Origin of the sequence: Coriobacterium glomerans PW2 (genome assembly GCF_000195315.1) — a bacterium.
GTDB classification, from domain to species: domain Bacteria; phylum Actinomycetota; class Coriobacteriia; order Coriobacteriales; family Coriobacteriaceae; genus Coriobacterium; species Coriobacterium glomerans.
The window spans coordinates 102,648-125,010 of sequence record NC_015389.1 but is presented as its reverse complement, the minus strand read 5'-3'; the positions used below and the strand labels follow the sequence as shown (position 1 = coordinate 125,010).

At 58.5% G+C, this 22,363-nt stretch carries 14 protein-coding genes; 4 read left to right on the top strand and 10 right to left on the bottom strand.

Going from position 1 to position 22,363, the window contains the following annotated elements:
• Positions 1 to 865: 865 nt before the first annotated feature.
• Genes CORGL_RS00555 through CORGL_RS00545 form a run of 3 tightly spaced genes read right to left on the bottom strand, consistent with a single transcriptional unit; the run spans position 866 to position 3,652 of the window.
• The gene (locus CORGL_RS00555) at positions 866 to 1,975 is read right to left on the bottom strand and encodes a trans-sulfuration enzyme family protein (RefSeq protein WP_245526913.1); all 1,110 of its coding nucleotides are present in this window, start codon (positions 1,973 to 1,975) and stop codon (positions 866 to 868) included.
• Positions 1,976 to 2,031: 56 nt separating this feature from the next.
• Complete coding sequence (locus CORGL_RS00550; protein ID WP_013707975.1) at positions 2,032 to 2,343, bottom strand: PTS sugar transporter subunit IIB; 312 nt, start codon at positions 2,341 to 2,343, stop codon at positions 2,032 to 2,034.
• 13 nt (positions 2,344 to 2,356) lie between these two features.
• Positions 2,357 to 3,652 carry a PTS sugar transporter subunit IIC gene (locus tag CORGL_RS00545; RefSeq protein WP_013707974.1) on the bottom strand — a complete coding sequence of 432 codons (1,296 nt, stop codon included), beginning with the start codon at positions 3,650 to 3,652 and terminating at the stop codon, positions 2,357 to 2,359.
• 283 nt (positions 3,653 to 3,935) lie between these two features.
• Between CORGL_RS00545 and CORGL_RS00540 the strand changes: the two genes are divergently transcribed.
• Together CORGL_RS00540 and CORGL_RS00535 are read left to right on the top strand one after the other, a co-directional pair.
• Positions 3,936 to 4,784 carry a MurR/RpiR family transcriptional regulator gene (locus tag CORGL_RS00540; protein ID WP_013707973.1) on the top strand — a complete coding sequence of 283 codons (849 nt, stop codon included), beginning with the start codon at positions 3,936 to 3,938 and terminating at the stop codon, positions 4,782 to 4,784.
• A 506-nt stretch (positions 4,785 to 5,290) separates the two neighbouring features.
• The gene (locus CORGL_RS00535; RefSeq protein WP_156789739.1) at positions 5,291 to 5,554 is read left to right on the top strand and encodes a hypothetical protein; all 264 of its coding nucleotides are present in this window, start codon (positions 5,291 to 5,293) and stop codon (positions 5,552 to 5,554) included.
• A 178-nt stretch (positions 5,555 to 5,732) separates the two neighbouring features.
• Here the strand turns inward: CORGL_RS00535 and CORGL_RS00530 are convergent, their stop codons facing one another.
• The 7 genes from CORGL_RS00530 to CORGL_RS00500 form a co-directional block, all read right to left on the bottom strand.
• Entirely contained in the window at positions 5,733 to 9,032 is a 3,300-nt protein-coding gene (locus CORGL_RS00530; protein WP_013707972.1) for a glycoside hydrolase family 2, read from the bottom strand.
• 1 nt (position 9,033) lies between these two features.
• Positions 9,034 to 10,542, bottom strand: coding sequence for a peptide MFS transporter (locus CORGL_RS00525; protein ID WP_013707971.1), 1,509 nt, complete (start codon positions 10,540 to 10,542; stop codon positions 9,034 to 9,036).
• A gap of 85 nt (positions 10,543 to 10,627) precedes the next feature.
• Entirely contained in the window at positions 10,628 to 12,136 is a 1,509-nt protein-coding gene (locus tag CORGL_RS00520; RefSeq protein WP_049777643.1) for a gluzincin family metallopeptidase, read from the bottom strand.
• 28 nt (positions 12,137 to 12,164) lie between these two features.
• A complete protein-coding gene (locus CORGL_RS00515) occupies positions 12,165 to 13,679 on the bottom strand; it encodes a peptide MFS transporter (RefSeq protein WP_013707969.1) in 1,515 nt (504 codons plus the stop codon).
• A 122-nt stretch (positions 13,680 to 13,801) separates the two neighbouring features.
• Positions 13,802 to 15,334 (bottom strand): peptide MFS transporter, encoded by a 1,533-nt coding sequence (locus CORGL_RS00510; RefSeq protein ID WP_013707968.1) that lies wholly within the window; start codon positions 15,332 to 15,334, stop codon positions 13,802 to 13,804.
• A gap of 166 nt (positions 15,335 to 15,500) precedes the next feature.
• On the bottom strand, positions 15,501 to 16,100 hold the full coding sequence (locus CORGL_RS00505) for a helix-turn-helix domain-containing protein (protein ID WP_172633499.1): 600 nt from the start codon (positions 16,098 to 16,100) through the stop codon (positions 15,501 to 15,503).
• A 94-nt stretch (positions 16,101 to 16,194) separates the two neighbouring features.
• Positions 16,195 to 17,304 (bottom strand): hypothetical protein, encoded by a 1,110-nt coding sequence (locus CORGL_RS00500; protein ID WP_013707966.1) that lies wholly within the window; start codon positions 17,302 to 17,304, stop codon positions 16,195 to 16,197.
• A gap of 317 nt (positions 17,305 to 17,621) precedes the next feature.
• Between CORGL_RS00500 and rlmKL the strand changes: the two genes are divergently transcribed.
• The gene (rlmKL, locus tag CORGL_RS00495; protein ID WP_013707965.1) at positions 17,622 to 19,949 is read left to right on the top strand and encodes a bifunctional 23S rRNA (guanine(2069)-N(7))-methyltransferase RlmK/23S rRNA (guanine(2445)-N(2))-methyltransferase RlmL; all 2,328 of its coding nucleotides are present in this window, start codon (positions 17,622 to 17,624) and stop codon (positions 19,947 to 19,949) included.
• Between the two features lie 202 nt (positions 19,950 to 20,151).
• A complete protein-coding gene (locus CORGL_RS00490) occupies positions 20,152 to 22,311 on the top strand; it encodes a KUP/HAK/KT family potassium transporter (protein WP_013707964.1) in 2,160 nt (719 codons plus the stop codon).
• The last annotated feature ends 52 nt before the right edge of the window (positions 22,312 to 22,363 follow it).

The following is a 22,363-nucleotide window of genomic DNA, read 5'->3' as shown; positions in this document are numbered from 1 at the left end:
GTGTCGATTGCCGCCTGAAGGCGCACGCCGCTTCCTATCTCTGCCGTGCGATGATTCGGATCAGTGCTCGTGATTCCAAATGTGCAGGTTGTTGGCGTGCCATCTACTAGGATTAATCCTGTGAACCTGTCGCCCGCCTTTGAGACATGAAGTACCGAGGCTGGTTTGACGACAGAAAGAGTCTCAGAAACCTTTTCTTGGTCTCAACGCGTATTGTCCTGAACGTCATCCCCGTGCGAGGGCTTGACCGAAGAGCCGTTGATCTCGCCTGCCGATTTTCCGTCACCGGCATCATCCGCCCATGAGACGATCGGGGTCGCGAGCAGAAACCATAGAACGAGGCAAACAGCTGATATCGCTCGCAAAAGAGGCCGTACTCCTCGGAGGCGGCTCATGAGATACCTCCATGCCGGCATGCTGCAAGCGATTGATAGGCATCTTTTGCGCTGGGAGCGTGAGAGCTGAACACGATTCGCGCGCAGCAAAAGCCGGTCTCGGGTGAGACATCCCGAGGTTCATATGGTGTTATTTCTACGTTGAGAGAGAATGTGGAGCTGCGTGCCCACGCGACAAATGCATCAAGTGGTTCAGAGGTTGTTTCTATAGAGCCTTTTCTAGGAGCCCCCCCCCCTGTTATGTGTTCATGCAAGGAGCAGAGCAGGCATGCTGCGTCAGTCTCCGGTGTCTTTCTATTGATTCTGATCCCCATATTTCATCTTTTCTTTCTTGTTTTGAAATTCAGGACCGTAAAGGCCTTCAGGGGATGCATCGATGGATATTCTGTTCGAAGACAAGCTATATCATATGTTGAATTATCTAACTCTTTACATCTCTTAAATCTTGAGTACTGAACGAAGGATCGATCTCAAAGACTGCCGTACGCCTGATCGAGAGCATAACTCAGATCAGAGACTATGTCCGATGGGTCCTCCAGTCCAACATAGAGCCGAACATGCGTCAAATCCAGTCCACGCTTCAGCACTGTCTCGCTGTTGGTCTTTCTGTATGCAGGCAGGACTAAGCTCTCGAACCCACCCCAGCTTACACCGACCGATATAAGCTGTAGCGAGTTTATGAACTGCTCAAACCTATCAAGATCCGGGTTAGCAAAATCAATGGCGAGGAGACTGCCATATCCGTCAAGATACTTCACTGCCAACTTCCTTTGCCACGCATCTCCGCAAAGTGGGTGATGAATCTTTTTGATTCTGGGATCATTCTCAAGAAATTTGATGACAACTTTAACGCTGCACTCCAACGTCCTCATTCTGCATGGTAGGGTTCGAAGACTTCTCAGAGCAAGGTAGGACGTCAAAGGGCTTGCCGTTGAGCCCAGCAGCAGAAAACCAAACTCCTCGATTTGGCGAATGAGCTTTTTTGAAGAGATCACCGCTCCGCAAACAATATCAGAGTGACCGCCGATGTATTTTGAGCAGGACTGAATGGATATATCGACAGCATGGTTAAGGGGTTTCTGAAACAGTGGGGTCGCCCACGTGTTGTCGATCACTGTCATGATATGTCGCACTCTCGCGATTTTTGCAATCTTCTCTATATCGACGAGTTCAAACTTCTGTGACGACGGACTTTCAATGTAGATGATCTTCGTGGAGGCCTTTATTGCACTAGCAATCACGTCGGTCTTGCATGAGCTGATCGAGCTCCATGTCACACCATAGCGCTCCATATACTTCAAAAGTGAAGAAGTTGCACTGTATATCGTGTTCACAAACAGTACGTCATCACCTTGACGCAGAAATGTAAGCAGCGTAGCGCTTATCGCACCCATACCGGATGCGAAGACCTTGCATCTCTCCCCGCCCTCAAGCTCGGCGATTTTCCCTTCTAACAGTGAGGTGGTCGGGTTGGTCCCTCGCGTGTAGACATAGGAATCGAACTCATCGTTGCATGATTTCGCATATTCATCAAAACTTCCGAAGCGGAAGGACGATGTAAGGACAATTTCTGGGGACATAGGGCGATATAGTTCGCGGGCCTTGGCGACCGAATTGCATACGGTATCCAAACGACTCATGACAATCCCCGACTGCCGAGCGCTTGAATAGCTGTCTGCAGTACACTCTCACCGTCCATCAATCCGTACATTCTCATGTCGATCGGTATCACCTTGCAATGGACTTCTGCCTGTATCTTAGCCAGCATATATTTTACCTGTGGACCCAGCAGGATGATGTCTGCTGCGTCTTTGATCTGAGTGAGCGCGTTCACGGAGTAGGCAGCTATCTTGCACTTAATTTGTTGATCTTCTGCTGACTTCTTCATTTTTTGGACAAGAATACTTGTTGAAGCGCCTTGGGAGCACATGAGAACAATACTGACCATTTTGGTCCCCTCTCTAATTGGATTCGAGTTCAGATTCCTCATTTGCAAAACGTAGGTCTAGGGCCTTTGTGAAGGGAAGGTAAACAAGAACGGTTATCACAACGATGACCATCTGAAGCAGCGCCCCATTCCAGCCGGCAACCAGAAACCCACTGAAGAGAAATGGAGTTGCCCAAGGAGCTTGGACATTTGTGAACATCGGCATGATACCGATCGATTGGGCACCCATAACAACCAAGCAGGCCAGCACTGGTGTCAGAATCATCGGCATCAGCATAAGAGGTTCAAACACCGTCGGAGTCGCAAACGTCACCGGCTCGGAAATATTGAATAAAGAAGGGATGAAAGCAACTTTTGAGACGACCTTCATTCGCATCGATCGAGCCGCGATCAACATCGAAATCGTCATGCCGATCATCATTCCCGCTCCACCGATAGTGAGGAACTGGTCAAGCATCTGCACCGACCCAAACATACCCGTGGTGGCTGTTAAGTTTCCCGCATCCGCAAGCAATTGATTGCTTGCAGCATTCGCGTAAAGAAAGGGATAGATCAATGAATTGACCACTGTCGGATGGATGCCGGCCCACCATAGCAGACCGTTCAAAAAGGCAACAAGAACAATTGCCCACGGCTGCCCGATTACCGTCTGCAGAGGAGCTTGGATGAGCGTGAATATAAGCTCTGGAAACGATCCTGCCAAGATCATGCTGATCCCGTTTATGATCAGAAGCAGGGTGACTGTGATCACGCCTGGGATCAGTGCAGCGAATGCGCTGATCACCATTGGTGGAACGCTTTCTGGTAGTCTAATCGTGGCGTTTTTTGAAACGCAAAAACGAAATATCTGCACGGCTATCGTTGCGCATAGGATAGCAGTGATGATTCCTTTTGTTCCTAGCCAATCAAACTGCATGATGTCAGCAACCTTTTCGCCGCTCTCCATTACAAGCGACTTTGGCGTGACGACAACATAGGAAACGATCCCCAGAATGCCGACGGTCAGCTTATCGAGTTCGTAGCTTTCCGCAAGCTTATATGCCATGGTTCCAGCAAGCAGAATGCCCATCATATTAAATGTGGCTCGATATGCGGGCGAGATGAAAGTCGACCAATTGGTTCCGAACAATCCTGTCATGAATTGCGCATATCCTGGGACTGGAAAGTCGGTGATGAGCATAAAAACGGACCCGATAATCGTGAGAGGCATTAAGGTAAAGAAGGCACCTCTGAATGATATGAAGAATCTTGAATTGGTCGCTACTGCCAACTTTGGTGTAAGGCTTTGTTCAATCAATCGAGTAAGCATTCTGGCACCTCCGAAAGGTTTGGCTGATCATGTGTGTACGAATGTCATTCGAGTGGTGGTCTCAATGCGGAAATTCATTATCTGACTCAACCGCTTGAGTGTTGAGACTCTTTATAGAGCTGAGATTGATTCCTGTAAATGATTTGGCTCAAAACTGTGAATTTGTTACTGCCTGTTATCCGATAACATGTAATATAATTACCGAAAAGCGAATCTCTGTCATAAATTTGCTCATCTAGATTTTCGTTTAGCCGGCGATTTCTAATCTTCAAATGAGGTATCCATGGAGCTGCCCGAGCGGTTGATGTCGATCTGTTCCCTAACTGACGCCGAGAAGACAGTGGCCGCATTCATTGTGAAGAACAGTGACACTGTCTGCAGCATGCCAATTCAGGATCTGGCTCGCCGAACACATGCTTCAACAACAACTGTGCTCAGACTATGCAAGAAAATAGGATTTCATGGATTCAAGGAACTAAAAGCTCGTTTGGCGCTTGATTACCGCTCGCGCCTTGTCAGAAAATCTGATGTCAATATCAATCTGCCTTTTGATGAATTCGACTCGGAGATCGAAATTGCATCTAAAATTGCCGGTCTAACAAACGACACAGTTGCCTCTTGCCTACAGCGATTTGATAAAGAGGCTATTCGCACGGCTGTGAGTCGGCTCTCCTCCGCAAGTAGCATCGTTGCCATAGGCGTTAGCGATAGCTTTATTCGGCTGATCGATTTCCAAAACAAAATGCTGAAAATAAATGTATATGTCAAGATAACATACCAGCAACCTGACCAAGCCTATTTATGTACCCATGCACATGAAGAGGATGTAGCTCTACTCGTATCTTATAGTGGTAGAACTGCAGAGATTTTGAACGAGATCCGCATTCTAAGGAACGGGGGCGTCCCGATCGTCGCTATAACATCTGATCCCCTAAGCCCTTTGGGATTGGAAGCTGACACTCTGATCGAGCTTCCATCAGATGAAAACACCCAGATCGCCAATTACTCTCTTTCCTCCCAAGTTGCGATTGAATATGCCTTGAATGTCATCTTTTCTTGCATCTATGCGGCAAGATACCGCGAGAGCAAAAGCCACCTACTTGAATCGCGTAAGCTTTACCTCCATCAATGAATGGGCGCTTTTCAAGAATTTGGTATTCATAGATGAAAAGCCTCGAAACGCCCGGTGGTCAGCCTCCGTCGGGCTCGGCAGCCGGGTTGACCGGGTCGGCTAGCCGACCCTACGCGCACAGTTGAAATCCAATATTATCTGAACGGAATGATCACCGGGTACCAAACACCGGGGTCATCTGGAACCGCGCGGTTCGGTCGGGATGTGCGGTCGCGCACCACCTGCGTTTCGGAAAGATCGCCTCGGGCGGTCGCGACCCCGGAGGCCTGACCGACCTCACCGCCTGCAATGACTTCATGCTAGAGGAGGATGCGGTCGCGTGACAGCTGACGCGGGCGCTGGCCGATCGGTTAGCGGCGGCCGGTCGAGCGTGCTCGCTCATGGCCTCCGTGCCGGAGGACCGAGCGTACTTGGGTTGCGCCCGAGCAGGCCGAGTACCTAGACCGCTAACTCGAGACGTAGCGCACGAGCCATCCGCGCGCGGTGCAGATCGAGGCCGCGCCTCGATGCGGCCACCTCTGCGGTCGACCGCCCGAGGCGGGCTTGCGACAAGGGACGCCTCGCCCGCAAACTTGCCCGGACTCGGCCGCGCCGAGATGCTCGTCGCAGGCGTGCTCGGATACCCGCCGGTCAACGGGGGCGGCGCGCGGCTCCTGTCCCGGGTGATCGCCGACGCCTACGAGAGACAGTCGGTGATCCTCCCTGAAGTCCGTGATTCGGGAATGCACAACCTCGTTCTTCGCATCGGTCTCGATTCATCGGATGTCTGATCACCTAACTGTAATTATAATTGGCAGATTTACACCTTATCACAGACTCGTTGAGCGAAAAAATCGACTGTGGGCTTTCGTCGGCACGAAACGGATTCCACTAGATCCGTCCGCGAGGATGATGGAGATGCCGCTTCACCAGACGACGCGCACTTTCCCGCTGCGGTACCGAGCGTCCCTACATCACGCCCGGCATCAAAGCGAGTCGAAACTTGATGCGCGCCTCATCGAGGCGATAGCGCTCGATCAGACGCGGGCCGCAGCTCGCCGAGCCTATGCCCGCCTGCGCCCGGTCTATGCACACCACCGTCGATGGACTGCGCTCAAGCTCATGGTCATGACGCTTGCGCGTGAGTTCCTCCTGCGTGTAGGGCAGCGCTTGGAAGGAGAACGGATCGGCGCCCTCCGGCATGGCGATATCCAGAGACACCCCAGCTCCCTCCACGCGCGCGAAGTCGCAGTCGACGTGGCTGCCGGTCTCCTGAGGTCGGATATAGGGCTCGAGCAGCTCGTCGACGCGAGCGCGCCACAGACCGTACGAGCTTGACCGGCGCTTGTCCGTGTAGCTCTCATTGGGTCCGTAGCCGCAATAGCTCACGTATTTCATCGAGCGCGGCAGAAACAGCCGCACGCCGAAGCGCGGCAGCGATGGAAAGCGCCAGCGAGGAAGGCGCGGCACAACCGGATCGCGCGTGAGATCCAACGTCATGTCGATGCGCCCGGACGAGTGGAAGCTCCATATCGCGTGCACCTCCGCCATCGGCTGCCTGAAGGCTGCCGCCAGCACGATCACGCAATCGACATCGACTCCATCGACTGAACAGGAGACGCTGCAGAAACGACACCGCTCGCGCACCCGATCATATCCCGCTTCCTCCCATTCCTTGCGAACGCCGGCGTCGTTGTCGGTCGGGGCACGCCAGATGTTCAGTTCGGCAGGCGCATCGAGCAGCTCGCGATCGGCGATGCCCATGCGCGCGAGCATGCCCGTTCGCCTGTCGATGGCGTAGCGCCAGCTGCGCCCGGCGTCGTCGGCACCGAAGACGACCACCTCCCGCGCGGACTGCCTGACATCCACCCGAGCGCCGCCCGTTGCCGCAAGCACCTTGGCGGCGCGAGCGCAGCGCTCGTCCTCCGTCCTGATCTGAATCTCATCGAAGCCCAGCTCAAATCCGACAGGACGCACGGCATCGGCGCGACGCAGCAGATAGCGCACGATGAGCGTGGCATGGCCCGATCGCGGGATCGCCGAGATGATCTGCGGCAGCGCGAGGGTTGCCTCTCCATGAGGAGCGATACGGGGGAGCTTCTCCAGGGCGATCTTCTCGACCGGTTCCCCGTCGACCCGTAGCTCCGCCACGACGCTGAGCACATCAGCGAGATCGACGAAATCAAGCAGATTGCGCAGGCGCAGCCTGCCGACCGCCTGATCGAAAACGACGACTCGAGCGGGTCGAAAGACGTTCTTGAACTCTGCCAGACCGGTATGCGGCCGGCGGTCCGGCCAGACGAGACCATCGCACGAGAAGCTTCCGTCATCGGGAACCTCGCCGGAGTCGCCGCCGTAGGTCCAGATGCGTCGACCCTCTGCGGTGATACCGCGATCGATCGCATGGTCGCACCACTCCCAGACGAAACCGCCGACGAATCCCTCGTGCCTCTCTATGATCTTGAAGTAGTCCTCGAGATCGCCCGGACCGTTGCCCATCGCGTGACTGAACTCGCACAGGATCAAAGGCAGCTGATGGCTCTTCGCCCATCGATCTCCCTGCGACGCGCAGGGAGCGCCGCCCGGAGTCGGATCGGGTGCGCCTGCGGTGCGCTTTTCGGCGACGAGGCGCAGCCCCTCGCACTCGAAGTACGCTTCAGCCTCATCGTAGGGCATGTACATACGGCTATAGAGATCCAGATTACTGAAATCGAACGTACGCCTGTCATAGGCATGATGCGCGCCCTCATAGTGGGTGAGCCGATCCGGGTCGAAAGCATGCGTCCATGCGAGCGCGCGCTCGAACACCTGACCGTAGCCGCACTCATTGCCCATGGACCAGAACACCACACAGGGACGGTTCTTGTCTCGCTCGACGCAGCGTCGCACCCGGTCGAGTGTGGCCTCCACCCAAGCGGGGTTATCTGAAATGAGGGCATCCCAATGGTAGCGCGCCTCGGCCCACGATGCGCTCTCCCCCCTGTAGACATCGATGGTGCCATGGCTCTCATTGTCCGCCTCATCCATCACGAGAAAGCCCATCTCATCGAAGAGAGCGTAGAAGTGAGGCGCATTCGGATAATGGCTGGTGCGCACGGCGTTGACATTATGCTGGCGCATAAGGGCCAAGTCGCGGATGAACTGCTGCTGTGAGATGCAAAAACCCGTCTGCGGATCGCTATCGTGACGGTTGACTCCGTGCACTTTGATGGCTCTGCCATTGAGCCGCACCACACCGTCGTTCACCGATATCGCGCGCACGCCCACGCGCTCGCATATCACCTCGTGTTCGCTCATGAGCTCGAGATGATACAGATACGGTTCCTCTGGGTTCCACAGGTGCGCATCGAGCAGTTTGAACTCGAGACGGCTCTGCGCTTGAAATGCTCTCGATCCCGCATCACGCGCCGCTGGATCACTCTGCCCGGAGCATTCGAGCTCAACGCAATCGGACTTTGCCACAAGCAGTCCGTCCGCATCGAGCAGCCGACCGTGCACATCGATCGGCTCCCCCTCGGTGAAGCACAGCTCGACCGAGACCGCAGCGGAGCCGGTGCGGTCGATCGATGTGTGCACGAAGAAGTCCTCGATCGCGTGCATGGGACGTCGCACCAGGTAGACATCTCGGAAGATGCCACTCATGCGGAACTTGTCCTGATCCTCCAGATAGGATCCATCACACCACTGCAAAACGAGCACCGCGATGCGATTCGAACCTGCATGGAGCAGATCGGTCACATCGAACTCGCTTGTCGCATGCGCCACTTGGCTGTAGCCCGCAAAGGATCCGTTCAACCAGATGTAGAAGCACGAATCAACTCCCTCGAAGGCGAGCACGGTCCGGGGCGCATCCTCATCGGACTGCCATGTGAAATCCCGGATGTAGACCCCGCACGCCACGTCAGCGGGCACATTCGGCGGATCGACGGGGAACGGATAAGACGACGAGGAATACTGGTGCCGACCGTATCCGAACATCTGCCAGCACGAGGGCACGGGAATGCTCGCAAGGGATGAGAGATCGAATCCCTCATCGAAAAAAGCCGGTTCGCCGGCGAATCGCGCCGAAGCGATCTCCTCGTCGACATCGTAGATGCTGTCGTGATAGCGAAAGGCCCACTTCCCCGTCAACAGCTGAATGCGGTCCGAGGCGGCCCGTCGCTCGCCGATCAGATCCATCGGGCGCGAAGCGGGCATGAAATAGGCATGCGTGGGCAGACAGCCCTCATGCGAAACACTCAGATCGTGATAATATGGTGGAATGAACATCTCAGCCGTCCCTTTGCGCGTCGAGACCCATAAGCGCACTGAAGCGCCCTGAAAATACTATGAGAAGCATCCCGATCACCGCGGTGATGCCGCCCACGAATAAAAAGTAGGGAATCTCTGATCCCGGTTGATAGAAATTCACCGCAAGCGTCGTCAGGCCCGCCCCGGCCGATTGCGAAAGACCGTATACGGTAATCATCTGAGAGACGAATGCCCGCGGTGCCACGCGGGAAGCCGTTGAGAAACCGGTTGCATTCGTTATCGCCTCGCCGGCGGTCACGATGACGAAGAACATGACGAGCCACAGCGGGCTGACCTTGACCCCTGGCGCGAACATCGCGAACGGCAGGCACATGAACACCGGACCGATCCCCCAGATCACCGTCCCGATGCCGAATTTCGCGTGCGGTTTGGGTTGCCGATCCCCGAGTCTGGTCCAAAGCAGGGCCGCTATGCTTCCGAACACCACCGCGCACACCGCTGAGACCGACTGGAACGCCGCCGGAGTGAACTCCATGCCGAACAGGCTGCGATCGACTGTGGTCTCAGCATAGATGGCGAGGATGGTGGTACCTTGATTCCACACGAGCTGCGTAAAGCAGTTTGCAACGAACATGGGCAGCAGCGACAGAACGGCCAACGATTCCCCATGGGTCACCTTCTTGCAGCGAACGATGTAGATGAAATACATACATGGAATGACAACGCTTATAGAGCTTCCGAAATTCGCAAACTGCGTGATGCTTATCACACCCCAGATGAGCAGAAACCCGAGAATCGCGCCGAGAGCGATCACGATGGCCGCCAGACGCGCGATGAAGATCGATCTCCTGCTCGGTGACAGCGGATCATCTGCCTCTATACCTATCGAGCCGAAGAATTTCCGCTCCGTCAGCAGATAAGTCATCCAACCGGCGAGCGCGGATGCCGCCGCGACTGCAAAAGCGGCCTGATAGCCCCAGATAAGGGCAATGGTGCCCGCAAAAACCGGAACAACGGCACCGACGTTGTTGATGACATATCCTATCGCGAAGGCTCCCTCCCGGCGCGAATCCCCTCGATCGTAGAACATGCCCAGAAGCGCATCTTGAGCTCTCCCCTGCATCATCGCCGAGCACAGGAGCAGCACCTGACTGATTGCATAGCCCGCGACGCCCAAGGGATGAATCGCGAGGAACACGTAACCGAGAGCACCAAGGCCCTTTGCGATGCGCACGGCCGCTCGCGGACCGAGAATGCGATCGGCGACATATGAACCCAGAAGGCCAACAAGACCTTGAACCGCCCAATACAATGAAACGAGCTGCGAAGCCTGCGTTTGATCGAAGCCGAGCCCGCCCTCTGAGACGGTCGCATACAGATAATAGATGAGCACCGCACTCATCGAATAGTTCGCCAGCGCATTGAACATCGTCATGAAGCTCAACGTGCCCACTCCCCGTGGATGCCCCAAAAAGTTGCGCTCGGCGCGGATTGCAACGATCGTGCTCGTCTCTGCGTCTTTTCCCATGCCCCATCCCTTCATAGAAAGCGCTGCCGCTTATAGCTGCACACCAACCCTGGGCAGATCGCACGGTTCCGGTGCCCTCATCACCTCAGATCTCGAACCGTGAACGCAGATGGTCTAGATAGTGCTCGACATTCAAGTCCTCACCGCTGGCGCCACGAAGGACCTCGGGGGCGGTGAGCGTCTGTCCATGGCACCAGATCCGATCCCTAAGCCAGGTGATGATCGCCTCCGGATCGCCCTTGGAGAGACGCTCGAAGGCATCGGGGACCTGATCGCGAAGCGCATGGTCGATTTGGGCGGCATATAAATCGCCCAGGGCATAGCTGAAGAAATAGCCCACGCTTCCGCTCGCCCAATGGACGTCCGAGAGCACCCCTTCGCTGGCGCAGCGCGGCCTGACTCCGAGATAGGTCTCGTATCGGTCGTTCCAAGCCTCTTCGATGTCTTCGAGCGACAGCACCCCATCGAAGACGTCGCGCTCGATCTCGTGGCGGATGATGATATGAACAGGATAGGTCAGCTCGTCTGCGGCCAACCTGCTGACTTTGAGGGTTGGCTTGTTGAGCATCCGCGCCAGCGCGCAAGGATCGACGTCGGCGAATTCCTCGAACTCGCGCGCGAGCCCAGGGATGAGACGCGACAGGAATTCGGGTGTGCGCCAGATGTGATTCTCGAAGAACCGCGACTGACTCTCATGCATGATGCCCTCTACGCCGCCCCACAGACCTGCCTCGACGACGGCCTGCGAGCTCGACGACGCATACATTGCATGCCCCATCTCGTGCGCCATGGCGCGAAGCGTCTGGAACAGTGAAACAGATCCGTGCAGATAGGTGGATGGACGCGCGTCGCGCGGGCCGGTGCACACGGTCACGGGGTGTCGGACGCGCCAGCGACCGATGCGCTCGGAATCGGCACCGAGCAGCAGCGTGATGTCTGCGAGCAGCCGCTCCTCCGCCTGCTCGCTGCGCCTGTCGGCAGCAGCGAGCAGCGAATCGTCAACCGCGTCCCACGTTGAGCGCGACGAGGCGAGGATGCCGGTGACGCCCGCTTTCACCTTCGTGAACAGCGCGTCGAGCTCATCGGTTCGATAACTCGGATCGCAGCGCGCGAGAATCACGTCATAGGGCTGCGCATCCGCGTCGATTGCCTCGGCGATGCGGCGCTGGATATCGAATTGCCGCCTCAGCGCAGGCAAAAAGCCCTGAAAGTCATTGCGGTCTCGACATATCGCCCAGATGCGCTCACCCTCGGTGCTCGCGGCCGAAAGCTCTGCGGCGAGCTCGAGCGGCACCCTCGTCGCCTCCTCGACCCGTCGCGTGAGCCACCGAGCCATGCCGCGCTCCAGCTCGCTGGCGCCCTCCTGCTCGAGAGCCCCGCGCAGCGTACGCTCGATCTCGCGCGTCTCGGGGCACAGCAGCAGATCGCGTTCAAGTTCGATGAGGTGCTCGGTCGCGGACTGCTCGAAGCCGTATCCCGCGACGGGGCAGCTCCCGGACCAGCGATCGTAATACAGCGCATTCTCAGTGAACTCGAGATAGCGCAACCGCCGGATGCAACCCACCGCCCGCTTGCAAAGCTCTCTTGAGATCATGATCGCACCCCTTTCATGGTCGCACTCGCTATTCATCTGCGCTCGCAAATCCCATTCCGCGCTCGAGCTGTCTGCTGAATACCAGGACGGCCAGGCTGATCACGATGCAGATGCCCCCGAGCAGCATAAAATAGGGCACCTCGGAGCCCTCATGGTAGAAGTTGACCATGATGGTGGCCATGCCGCCGCCGAATGAACCCGTCAGTGCCCACACCGTGATCATCTGCGTCGAGAACGCAGCCGGTGCCACCTTGGCTGATGCGGAGTAGCCCACCGGGCAGCCTATGGCTTCGCCGAGCATGGCGATGAACCAGAAGCCGATTATCCACAGCGGGCTCACCTTCACGCCGACTGGATACAGCAGAAACGGCAGGCACATGAACAGAGGCGCGATTCCATAGATCATGCTGCCGAAGCCGACCTTCGCCGCGGCGGTCGGCTGTCGCTTGAGCTTGGTCCACAATAGCGTGCATATGCTACCGAACACGATGGAGAACACGGCTCCGAGCGTGCTGAAGATGGCGGGCGTGACCTCGATCCCGAACAGCATCCGATCGACGGTGGTTTCCGAATAGATGGACAGGACCCCCATGGCCTGTTGGAAGACAACGTTGGTGACCGCGGTGCACAGGAACAGCGGCACGATGCTCATCACGTGGCGAGATTCCTCGCGCGTGTTCTTCTTGCTCTTGATGATGTAAGCCAGATAGAACAGCGGCACGAAGATCGCGACCGTGCTCACGGCGTTCGCGAACACGCTGATCGTGACCGTCCCGGAGATGAACGCCCATGAGCCGAGCGCGATCGCTGCCGCGACCGCTGCCGCGAGACCGATGAGAAACGTCCGCTTCGCCGCAGGCGTCATCGGATCGTCGGGCTCCAGACCGATCGGGCCGAAGTAGCTCTCCTGCGTGAGGACGTACACGACCACGCCGGCGATCTGCAAGGCAGCCGGCAGGGCGAATGCGACGTGGTAGCCGCTCACGAGCGCCACGGTGCCGACGAGCGCGGGCACGGCGGCGCCGATGTTGTTGATGACGTACTGCAGACCGAACGCGCCGTCGCAGCGCGGGTCATCCAGATCGTACATCTTCTTCGTGAGCGCGTCCTGGCTGCGTCCGGCGGCCATGGTCCCGATGCACAGCAGCACCTGACTGGCAGCGTAGCCGAAGATACCGAGGAACGGAATGGCGAGCAGCGTGAAAGCGAGAGCTTGGATGGACCTCGCGATGGTGAGCGCCCTTCTGGGCCCGAGCACGCGATCGGCGACATAGGAGCCGATGAGCCCGGTGAGCACCGTGCAAGCCGAATACAGGGAGACGAGCTGGGCCGCCTCGGCTTGAGTGAGCCCCAGGCCGGTAGGGATCTGCGCATACAGATAGTACACGAGAATGGCACTCATGCCGTAGTTCGCAAACGAGTTGCACAGGACCATGAAGCTGAGCGATCCGACAGCCTTCGGATGTCCGAGAAATGAGGTCTGCCTTCTCAGCGCCCTCGAAACGTCCGCCTCATGCGATGGGGTCGCAACTGCCTCTGCCATAGATGACCACCTCTCGATCGATCAACGAAACACGTGGGCTCCTCGGCATCGTGTGAGCGCGCCGGTCGGCTCCGTCGGCTGAGAGCAGGGAGCTCTCCCGGGAGCCAACGCGCTTTCGCACCTCATTCGATGCGCCCCTTTGAGTCGGCCTCTCCGCCCATGCGGCGATTGAGCGCGCGAGACCCTGCGACGACAATCAGACCCATCGCGATGGTGAGACCTCCCATGATGAGAAAATAGGGAACCTCGCCCCCTGCGATGTAGAACTGCGAGGCGAGCGTGGACAGGCCGGCGCCGGTCGACTGCGACAGGGACCAGACCGTCACCATCTGAGTGGCGAAGGCGGCTGGCGCGACGGTACAGGCGGCGGCGTACCCGGTGGGGCTGTTGAGCGCCTCGCCGGCGATGATGAGCACGTAGAAGGCAACGAGCCAGATAGGGCTCACTCTCACGCCCGCTGGAAACAGAATGAACGGCAGGCACATGAACACCGGGCCCAGTCCCCATAGAACAGTCCCGGCTCCCACCTTCCAGGGATTGGTCGGCTGGCGATCTCCGAGTCTCGCCCATACGAGCGCAGCGAGCGAGCCGAACACGAGCCCCAGCACAGCTGGGATGGTCTGAAACGTCGCGGGACTGATCTTGAAACCGAGCAGATTCAGGTCGACGCTCGTCTCGGCGTAGATCGCCAGAATCGATGTCGACTGGGTCCAAACGAGCATGGACAAGCAGTTGCAAGCGTACAACGGCAGCAGCGCCAGCACGCGGCGGGCCTCGCCACGCGTTGTCTTTCTGCTGTTGACGATATAGATGAGATAGATGATCGGGATGAAGATCGCCGCCGTGCTCATCGTGTTCGCGAATTGCTTGATGCTGAGTGATCCGCCCATGAACAGCAGCGCCAAAATCGCGACCGCCGCCACGAGGGCGACGACGATACCCACCATGATCCGCCTTTTGACGGCGGCGGGGAGCGGATCATCCGGCTTGTCGCCGATCGGTCCGAAGAAGCGCCTCTCGGTGAGGAGGTAGCTCCCCGCGCCGAGCACGGCGACAACAGCTCCGACGGCGAACGCTGCGTGATAGCCTGCGACCAGCGAGATCGCTCCGGCGATAGCCGGCACTGCGGCACCGATGTTAGCGATCGTGTACGTGATGGTGAAGGCGCCGTCTTTGCGCTCATCGCCGGACTCATACATCTTGCCCATGACAGATTCGAGCGAGCGGCCCGAAAGCATCACGCCGAAGATCAGCAGAATCTGGCTGGCGGCGTAACCGGGGATGCCCATACCCGGTACGGCGAGCACGACATAGGCCACGGCCTGCGCGCACCGAGACAGACGCAGGCCGGCGCGTGGCCCCAAGATGCGATCGGCCACGTAGGACCCGACGAGGCCGGCGAGCAGCGACAGGGCGGAATACAGTGATATGAGCTGGGCGGCATCGGTCTGGGAGAGCCCCAAGCCGCCCTCGACCTTCGTGGCATAGAGGTAGTAGATGAGGATGGCGCTCATGGTGTAGTTGGCAAACGAGTTGCACAGCTGCATGAATGATAGCGTGCCCACAGCCTTCGGATGACCTAGAAAGGAGCGCTGCGTCCTCAGCTCATGCACCAGCTGCTGCTCGCTGAGGGTGAGGGTGCCTTCCTTTGACATGGCAACGTTCCTTCCTCCCGTGCGCCGCATCGACGGATCCCTTCAGTTCCAGTATGAACCGTGAATGTTATTTCATTCTCATGAAATCAGCAGACGGTAGATTCCGTCTGCGACTGAAACGGATGCGACGATCGAGAAGGGTGCCGGCTTCACGGTCGCGAGGTTGCTAGCGCACAGCGAACCAGATGCTCTCGGACACGTCCGTCCCATCGTTTTCTATGGTATGCCCGCAGTTTGCTTGTATGAACAGGGAGTCGCCGCGGCTCAGCTCGAATCGACGTTCCTCTATCGTCACGGCCAGCTCGCCGCGCATCACATACACCGCCTCATCGTAAGGATGCATCGCGACGGCGTCGACGCGTCGCGCGTGCGGCTCGATCGTGATCACTGAAAATGCGCGGTGGTTTGCGCCGAAATCAACGATCTTCATCTTCATAGAGCTCTCGGGGACGTCGATGATCTCGGCCTCCCCGTCCCGGACAATCTCATGGAGCGCGTCCCCCTCACCCAGCACATCCAAGATGGAGACATTCAAAGCATTGCAGACCTTTGTGAGGTTGGCGACGGTGGGGCTTGAGATCCCGTTCTCCATATTGGAGAGAAAGCCCACCGAAAGACCGGTATACAAGGAGAGCTGGGTGATGGTGAGCACCTTCTTCTTTCTGAGACTTCTCAAGCGCTCACCCAGTTGCGTGGCGGCACGACCCGCCGCGATATCTTCTCCCGGTGTCGAACCCGTCATGCAATCCCTGCCGTCTGTAGTCATGTTGATGCGCCCGTCCCATCGTCTGCCGACTTGGAGAGTATACGGCAAGCGCGCCCCCCGAACAGGAGCGCGCCTCGATGGAGGATTGACTCGGCTATCCGATGAACTCCCAATCGAATTTCGTATCCAGGTCATACACGCGGGGACGCCCGTTGATATCGTAGTCATCCTTACCGAAACGCCAAGGGCGCGGAAGACTTTTCTCGGGGTAGATGCTTTTCATGAGTTCATAACCCGAGGGATCGTACTGTTCGAGCTCATCGCGCGTGTTCACCGGACCGCGGATACCGTCCCATGTGCCATCGATGCCCTCCTGCATCGCATCGAACCACACCGTGGACAGCGTCGCGAAATACTCCTCGTAGTTGGAGATCGCATAGGAATCCGGCCACAGGTTCCGCTCGCAGGCACCCCGATACGCCGAGCGCACCTGATCGGCGCATGTCTGGTCTTCCAAGAAGTTGATGCCGACGAGATGGATGGCGTGCCCGAACTCATGGACCAAGATCATCTCGTTGGGATATCTCGTGGCATACCTTCCGGTGCGCAGTCGAATGAGGTTGGCCTCCGAGATCGAGCTTATCGCGTTTTCCGCTTCACCGCCGAAGCCCTCAACCGGACGGGTCGCCATGAGATAGCCCATGCGATGCTCGGGTACATCATACGCATCGTATTTGAGTCCGTACACGGCCACCTCCGCACCCCGTTCCTTGAGTTTGGACGCGATATCGCAACGCTTCTCCAACATGAGATCGATGATCTGCGCGGCGATCTCGAGCGTGTAGGATTGTATGACCTTGCTGCCTTTGATTTTGATACCGTCCCGGGTCGATCGATTGGTCGTGTAGTGGGGCTGATACTCAAGGTTGTAGCGCCGGGTGCAGTCGGCCGGTCGCGCGAGAAGATCGCAGACCTCGCCTCTCACGCGAACCGAGATCTGCGCGGCATCGGCGACATCGACCGGCGCGAGGAGGGCAAGCGTGGTGCAGCAGGTCTCCTTTTGGTACACGCATCCGTAATCCCAGCCCATATCCGCGGTCCAGTGCACGAGCTCGAGCTCCTCGCCATCGCGCATGACTGAAAAGTTGCGCTCGTCGTCTGCCCGACGCACCTGTGTGCTCCAGCACAGCTCGATGCGTCGCTCGTCGATCAGGCGGGCGCATGCAATCTCTGGAGCAGGCGAGCGATCAACTTTGGTATCCATGGCGATCCCCTCTCGTATCAGATCTCGATTCCGCTCTTCTGTCAAAGTTTCATGAATATGAAAATATCATCATGTTTTACTATCGGATCCATTCGACCGGCGTTCAAGGACCCTCTCGCAGACGGTAGGGAAGCCCTCCCGATCGGCAGACCGATCCGGAGCCCTCGGTGTTTTCGGAGGGCAGTGCCAGCGGGAGTCCGGCGGGCCGCGCACACGGGCAACGAAACCGTTGCCGAGATCATCTGAGGGCTCGGGCCGTATAATGGGTGCGCTCCGAGATCGTGATGAGGGCACGCCCAAGCGGAAAGGTCGCTGACATGGAGTTCTACGCAAGCTGCCCGACGGGCTTCGAAGACGCGCTCGCTACCGAGTTTCGCGATCTGGGGCTCGAGCGCGTTCGCAGACTGAAGGGTCGGGTGACCTTCGAAGGGGAGGTCTCGGATGCCTACCGCGCCTGCCTGTGGTCAAGACTCGCGAGTCGCGTGCTCGTCGTGCTCGCCCGCTTCGATGCCGCCGACGATCGGCAGCTCTATCGCGGTGCATACGATATCTGCTGGGAGCGCGTCCTCGCGCCGCGCGCCACGATATCGGTCTCGGCGCGCGGCTTCAACGAGCGGCTGCGCGATACGCGCTTCTCCGCCTTGCGCGTGAAAGATGCCCTGTGCGATCGAATGGTCGACGCGACGGGAGCGCGGCCGTCGGTCGATACGTCATCCCCGGATGCCCGCATCGTCCTCACGCTACGCGGCGAGCGGGCGAGCCTGAATCTCGATCTGTGCTCAGAGCCCTTGTTCGATCGCCTGCCACGTGCGTGCGCGAACGGTCGCATGATGCGTCCTGACTATGCCGCTCTCATGCTCGCGCAGCTTCCGATGAGAGCGGGATCCGCAGAGGCGCCCGCGCTCATCGATCTCGCATGCGGGGGAGGCGCCATCGTACTCGAGGCGGCCGGACTGCTCCTTGACAGGGCTGCGGGCCGTACACGCAGACGATGGGGATTCAAAGGCTGGGCAGCCCATGAGGACAGGACATGGGCGGCTCTGATCGAGGAGGCCGACGATCGCTCCGCGACGGCTGCGGCTGCCGTGGCGATGGGATCGCGGCGGATCAGCATCGTCGCCACCGACACCGATGCGAATGCGGTGTCTCTCGCAGAACGGACCGTGCGCGCCGCGGGTCTCGGGCACCTTGTCGAGTTCGTGCGACCTGAAGCGAACGCCGTGCTCGCGGCCATGAGTCCGTCGCCTCGAGATCCGGAAGCCGCCCGGGCGAGCGACAGGATCGATACCGGTATCATCATCGCCGACATGGCCGCGACGCCGCTTGGCCGCATGGCATCTGCGATCGCGCTGATCACCGGGGTTTGCTCGCAACCCGCGCTGAAGGACTTCACGCTCGTCGCTGTCGCGCGCGATGGGGCGCTCGAGGCCGCGATGGCGGCCGCGCCGGACGGGACGCATCAAATCAGGCTGGGAGGCGATGACGCGACCATCTCGATTTTCGATGCCGTCGGCAACACCGCGAGCACAGGGGAAAACGCAGGTGTTCGAGTTACCGGCAGCGTCGACATCGGCTGCGGGGCACCGATCCCCATACTTGTTCCAGGCTCCGAGCATCTCGCGCACCGCCTCAAGAAGGTCGCGCGGTTGCGCAGACGATGGGCCGCGCGCACCGGCGTGTCGAGCTATCGCGTCTACGATGCCGATCTGCCCGACTACGCCGCATCCATAGACCTCTACACCGCCGCGGAGGCCACAGCGGGGCGCTGGCTGGTCATATCCGAGTACGCCGCACCGGCCACCATCGAGCCCGACCTCGCACGAGCTCGCTTTCTGGACATCTTGCAGATAGCTTCGCGCGTCCTGGATGTCGAGCCGGAGCACGTCCACGCCAGGGCCCGCGTCCGCTCGCGGGGCGGCTCGCAATACGGCAGAAGGTCAACCAAGGCAGGCGGGAGCGTCCGCGATCGCACGGGTGCTGCCGATCGTTGCCTGCCGCTTATCCAAGAAGGCGGTCTCACGTTCCTCGTGAACTTCGACGACTACCTCGACACGGGAATCTTCCTCGATCACCGCATCACCCGCTCGATCATCCGCGAGCGAGCGGCGCACCGAAGGTTTCTGAACCTGTTCGGCTACACCGGTACCGCCACCGTCTACGCGGCAGACGGCGGGGCCGACGAGACGCTTACCGTCGATCTGTCGAACACATACCTCGACTGGGCCGAAGAGAACATGGCGCGCAATGGTTTCACCGGAGATGAACACGGCTTCATTCGCGCTGACGCGAGAGCCTTCATCGACGAGATGCGCCGGTGCCGCGAGCTCTGGGATCTGATCTTCTGCGATCCGCCGACGTTCTCGAACTCGACGAAGATGGGCGGAAGCACCTTTGACATCCAGCGCGATCACGTATCGCTTCTCATCGGCGTCGCGCATCTGCTCGCTCCCGGCGGTCAAGCCGTTTTCTCGACCAATCTGCGCACGTTCAGATTGGATGTGCACGCGCTCGAGCGGGCGGGAATCGAGATCAGAGACATCACAGCCGAAACCATACCGGAGGATTTCGCTCGGAACCCCAGAATCCACCACTGCTACATCGTGGATCGATCATCTGATGTGGACGATGAGGCGTCATGGGTATAGACGCTACTGACGACGCGTCCCGAGCCCGCTGATGCGGCTTGCGCGCATGCGATTCTTTATCGCCATCATACCAGCTCGATCGCATGGCGCGCTATCGACCTAACGACTATAATGTCGTGTCGTCGAAAATGAGAAGAGATGCGGTGACGCAGAATATCTGCTGCGAGCGTTTGACAACATCCAATCTGAGGAGCATCCCCCGATGTCGATTCCACCCGAGATAGAGCCTCCCGAGCCCATGGACCTGTTCGAATCCGATAAAACAGCGGTACCGCCCGATGCGGTTCCCGCCGCGGTCCTCGATCGCTCCAAGGGTAGCGCTCCGCGCCCGAAGCGAGCACCTCGGACCACGGCGCATCCGAGTGCGAGCAGAATCCCTATCGGGATCTCGGCGATGCTTGTAACCTTGGGCGTCGTCTACGGCGATATCGGGACATCACCCATGTATGTCACCAAAGCGCTTCTCGCTGGAAACGGCGGCATAAACTCGGTTACACAGGAATTCATCTTGGGTGCGCTGTCTCTTGTCATCTGGACGCTCACACTGCTCACCACGGTGAAATACGTCCTCATCTCTCTGCGAGCCGATAACCATGGAGAGGGCGGCATCTTCGCTCTGTACAGCATTGTGCGGCGGTACGGCAAGTGGCTGATCATCCCCGCCATGCTCGGCGGGTCGGCGCTGCTCGCCGACGGCGTGCTCACGCCAGCGGTTACCATCACGACCGCGATCGAGGGTCTGCGCACCATTCCCGACATGCATGCGATCATGGGAGACAGCCAGACCAACGTCGTCATCATCACCCTTGTCATCGTATCCGTACTGTTCATAGTCCAGCGCGCGGGCACGAGCCGCATAGGCAGGACCTTCGGACCGGTCATGACCTTATGGTTTCTCTTTCTAGGCGCGAGCGGCCTCATCTACGTCGCTGGAAACCCCGTGGTGCTGCTGGCGTTCAACCCTGCCTACGGGCTCTCATTTCTATTCTCTGCGAACAACCACGCCGGCGTCATGATCATGGGCAGCTGCTTTCTGGCCACGACCGGAGCGGAGGCGCTCTACTCCGATATGGGCCACGTGGGCCGGGGCAACATATACGCGACGTGGCCGTTCGTGAAGATTTGCCTGCTTCTCTCGTATCTGGGCCAAGGAGCCTGGCTGCTCGCAAACCGCGGAGAGACCCCCCTCGCGCGAATCGCCGATCTGAACCCGTTTTTCGAGATGCTCGGCAGCGGCCTGCGCCCCTTCGCGGTCGTGCTTTCGACGATGGCGGCGATCATCGCCTCGCAGGCTCTCATCACCGGCGCGTTCTCACTCGTATCGGAAGCCAGCCGGCTCGATCTCATGCCTCATATGCAGATCTTCTATCCGGCTGAGACGAAGGGCCAGCTCTACATCCCCATGGTCAACCACGTCTTGTGGATCGGGTGCGCGATCGTCGTCGTGTTGTTCCAGTCCTCCGCCCATATGGAGGCGGCCTATGGGCTCGCCATCACCATCACCATGATTTCGACCTCGCTGCTGCTGTTCTTCTTCTTGCACAACGTTTTGAAACTGCGGTTGCTGCCCTGGCTCTTCGTCGTCTTCTTCGTCGCGCTCGAAGGCTTCTTCTTCGTCGCGTCGCTCACGAAATTCTTCCATGGGGGCTATTTCACGATCCTCATGGCGGCCCTTATCATGGGTGTCATGGTGAGCTGGCTGGCCGGTACCTCCGTTGAGCGACGGCAGGCGACGCTTCTGCCCCTGCGCAACTATCTGAATCAGCTCGATCGGCTGCGCACGGATACAACATATGAGCTGATCAGCGACAACTTGGTCTATCTCACGAATGACACGAACACCGACTTTCTCGATCGCGATGTGCTGTACTCGATTCTCGACAAGCACCCCAAGCGGGCACGCGCATGGTGGTTCCTGAACATCGAGGTCATGGAGGATCCCTTCACGTTTGCCTATTCAGTCGAGGACTTCGGCACGGATTATGTGTTTCGCGTCCATCTGTTCCTCGGCTACAAGGTCAACCAGCGCGTGAACGCCTATCTGCGCCAAGTCGTCTCCGATCTGTCCGCATCCGGTGAGCTGCCCCCGCAGACTCATGACTATTCCGTCTACAAGAAGCCTGGTCGCATAGGATCGTTCATGTTCTGCGTGCTGAGAAAGACTCTCGCACCCGAGTCGGACGTCAACAGCCATGAGCGCGCCGCGATAAGCCTGAAATACGCGATCCGTCGCTTCGCGGGATCGCCGGTTCGCTGGTACGGTCTGGAGAACTCGGCGGTGTTCAACGAGTACGTGCCGATGTTCACCAAATTCAAAGCCGTGGACAAGCTGCATCGCATCGCCCCGAACGAGCGCCCTTGAAATCTTCGGAGCTGACGCGTTGAGTGCGCCTTCGGTCTGACCGCCCGAAGGC